The organism is Pseudomonas avellanae BPIC 631 (assembly GCF_000444135.1).
In the GTDB taxonomy this organism is placed as follows: domain Bacteria; phylum Pseudomonadota; class Gammaproteobacteria; order Pseudomonadales; family Pseudomonadaceae; genus Aquipseudomonas; species Aquipseudomonas avellanae.
The window spans coordinates 1-3,208 of record NZ_ATDK01000358.1 but is presented as its reverse complement, the minus strand read 5'-3'; the positions used below and the strand labels follow the sequence as shown (position 1 = coordinate 3,208).

The following is a 3,208-nucleotide window of genomic DNA, read 5'->3' as shown; positions in this document are numbered from 1 at the left end:
TGCAAGCTAAGCTATTGATAAGATTTGAATTTTCCGTTAGTTGGTGGCTGATTTTTTCGAAAACAGTACACTAGCAGTTCAACCCGGTTAGAGGGTTAAAAAAACGAACGCACTGCTTTGAGCGTGAACGTCCCTTCACAGCGTGCGTTGTGGCCGCTGTAGACGCTGCAATCGCCGCCGCTCAGGCTTGAACCGCTGTAGATGAGGTTCATGTCGATGCCCAGCCAGGGGCGTGACAGGTTCAGTGACCAGTCGTTGAAGCCGTTGATCAAACCGCCGTCAGCGGAGGATTGCGGGGTGTCGAACTGGTGGTTGGCGTACTGCATGCGCACCCCGACGCCTAATTGTTCGATGGCCCCCAGATCGACAAACACCGTGCTGTCACGTGTGCCCACATCGTTGCTGAACGCAGCGCCAATGCGGCTGCTTTGCATGCGCAGCCCGGCGTAGAATTCGTGGCTGTCGATCTGGCTGGTGTCCGGGTAGCTGTAGCGAATCATCCCCAGCTCGTAACCGAGGGTGCTGTCGAACGGCTTCTTGAAGCCCATGTAGGAATCCAGTTCCATTCCTGTGTCGGAAGCGAAGCCCATGTTCGGCGCCCATTGGCCGAAGTAGAAGCCGCTCTCGTGGGTCAGGTCCAGCCCGCCATGAAAGGAACCCGAGCCGCCGCTGGGTGTTACCAAGCCTTGTGCCATGCTGCGTGTGGGCGTGGTGGCGAGTTTCAGGTCGAAAGCACCCAAGTCCCGCTCCAGAACCTGGGCAGAGACGGACTGACAGACAAACAGGGCGCCGATAAACAACGCGTGTAAGCGATGGCTGAGCATGGCTCACTCCTTGATTTGCGAGGAGTGTGGTCAGGAATGGCGTATCGAAAATGGCTCAGGAGCCAGACACAAGCCTCGTGCTAGAGCCCTGCAAGGATACCGGCGAAATCGTCTTTAAACAGACCGTTCATCGATTTGCCGATTATTGAGTGGCAGCGGTGGTCTGTGCGGGCGGAATGACCAACCCTCGAATCACCACCAGCGCCTGGGTGAACGACGGATAGCCGCTCTTGGCGACGTCCAGTTCGGCGTACTCGGCCTGATAATGCTGAGACAGTTTCGGGTCGCTGATGCTCAATTGCTGAGAGAGCAGGGCGATGGCCAAGGGGTGCTTGTTCTTTGCGGCGGTCTGCAGCAATTGTATGACCCGGTGCTGATCCGCCTGCTGACGAATCAGCAACACGGCCTCGTAGAACTCGGCCTCACCCGAGGCATCTTCAAGGCCGGCACGGCGCAGAATGGCTTCGGCCAGTTCGTAGTTCTCGCGGTTGTCTTCGCTGATCAGCAACTTGGCCTGGAGCATATCGTTCTGGTACAGCAGATGCTCGGCCCGGCAGGAGCCGTCGGCAAGCTGGCTGCCGTTGGGACCGTTTTCGCAATGATGCGATGCGCAGCCGCCAAGGTAGACAAGTGCACCGAAAAGCATCCAGTTCTTCATTCGAGCATTCCACAAAGGAGATAGCGTCCAGAGCGTGATCCAGCTCGTGGTCATAGTGATATCAGAGGAGAGAGTAGCAGCGTGGCCGGAAGAATATCCAGCGAAGGATGGTCAATCTAGCGCCTTGAGCGTCAAGGCGCATAGAGATCGACAGGCAAAACGCAGTTTTACTTTTTACCGAGATTGATCTGCTTGGACGGTGCGAAGGTCTGGCCACTCACGCCTTTGGCAATTTGCTGGATTTCGCCGCCGGATTTCAGGAAAGCCGCGATTTGCGCGTTGATCGAGTCGCTCGTTTCAACGGCTGGGGCGGGTTTGGCTTTCGAGTGGGATGCTTTGATACGCATGGCTGCCATTTACCTTCATAAACGTAATACGGCCAGCCAGAATACAGGAAATGCTTGATTGTTGCTCGGCAAATATGGCATCCGCCCGAGGCTGGCGTACAGGCCTGACCGTTTTGGTCATCACGCTGAATAAATTCAACTGTTTGTTTTTAAAGGAGAGTTTCAGTTATCGAGTGCCCGGGCCCACATCGCAGGGTGATTTGTCAGGGGCAGGGAACCTGACGAATGGAAGCCTTGCTGATACCGGTCATAGCGCAATGTGAACCGCGATACGAACCCGGACACAAAGTCGGGTAGAATGCCGCCCACGTAATGAGGGTATCTGGAAATGGCTTTAATCGGGCGCTACAACAGCTTGCAAATCGTCAAGCACACGAACTTCGGTCTGTACCTGGACGGTGCGCAGGACGGCGAAATCCTGCTGCCCAATCGGTACATCCCCAAGGATGTGCCTACCGAAGATGAAGACTGGCTCAATGTATTCATCTACCTGGACAGCGAAGACAAGCTGATCGCCACCACTGAGAAACCCAAGGTGCAGGTCGGCGAGTTTGCCAGCCTCAAGGTGGTTGAAGTCAACAGCATCGGCGTGTTCCTGGACTGGGGCCTGCCCAAGGACCTGCTGCTGCCTTATTCCGAAGAGAAGCGCACCCTGCAGGCTGGCGAGTATTGCGTGGTTCACGTCTATCTCGACAAACACACGCGCCGCATCACCGCCACTGCACGTCTGGATCGCTATCTGGACAAGACGCCTGCCAACTACAGCGTTGGCCAGGAAGTGGACCTGCTGGTGGCCGAAGCGACCGACATGGGCTTCAAGGCGATCATCAACAACAAGCATTGGGGCCTGATTCACAAGAACGAAGTGTTCAAGTTCATGCGCGCCGGCAAGCAGGAAAAAGGCTACATCAAGGAAATTCGTAGCGACGGCAATATCAGCCTGAGCCTACAGCCGGTGGGCGCAGAAGCGGCCAGTAGCCTTAACACAAAAATCCTCTCCAAACTGCGCGAGAACAATGGCACCTTGCCCGTCAGCGACAAGAGCGACCCGCAAGTCATCAGCGGCCTGTTCGGCGTCAGCAAAGGCAACTTCAAGAAAGCCATCGGTGCGTTGTACAAACAGGGTCAAATCGTGATTCACGCAGACCGCATCGACCTGATCTGATACATCGCCCAGGCTTGTACAACTGAGCGCCGCGGCTGCGCGCTCAGGGTAGGGCTGACCCACGTGCCAATACTCATGCTGGCACGCATCCCATGAGGCAGTGCATCATATCTATGCGGCAACACAACGGCATGCCTTGCTCATAGTCAATGCGCATAAACGAAAGCGCTTTTCGATCGCGATGGCACTGACGACGCAGAGTGCGACGTAAGTG

At 55.9% G+C, this 3,208-nt stretch carries 4 protein-coding genes; 1 reads left to right on the top strand and 3 read right to left on the bottom strand.

Annotated features, from left to right (window positions below):
* Positions 1 to 95: 95 nt before the first annotated feature.
* The 3 genes from DW49_RS0121570 to DW49_RS0121560 form a co-directional block, all read right to left on the bottom strand.
* Positions 96 to 824: a TorF family putative porin gene (locus DW49_RS0121570; protein WP_003382526.1), complete on the bottom strand. Its 729-nt coding sequence runs from the start codon at positions 822 to 824 to the stop codon at positions 96 to 98.
* 142 nt (positions 825 to 966) lie between these two features.
* A complete protein-coding gene (locus DW49_RS0121565; protein ID WP_005616205.1) occupies positions 967 to 1,482 on the bottom strand; it encodes a hypothetical protein in 516 nt (171 codons plus the stop codon).
* Between the two features lie 167 nt (positions 1,483 to 1,649).
* Positions 1,650 to 1,838 (bottom strand): hypothetical protein, encoded by a 189-nt coding sequence (locus tag DW49_RS0121560; RefSeq protein WP_002554403.1) that lies wholly within the window; start codon positions 1,836 to 1,838, stop codon positions 1,650 to 1,652.
* A 319-nt stretch (positions 1,839 to 2,157) separates the two neighbouring features.
* Here DW49_RS0121560 and DW49_RS0121555 point away from each other — a divergent pair, with 319 nt between their 5' ends.
* Positions 2,158 to 2,994 carry a CvfB family protein gene (locus DW49_RS0121555; RefSeq protein WP_005616208.1) on the top strand — a complete coding sequence of 279 codons (837 nt, stop codon included), beginning with the start codon at positions 2,158 to 2,160 and terminating at the stop codon, positions 2,992 to 2,994.
* Positions 2,995 to 3,208: the final 214 nt, after the last annotated feature.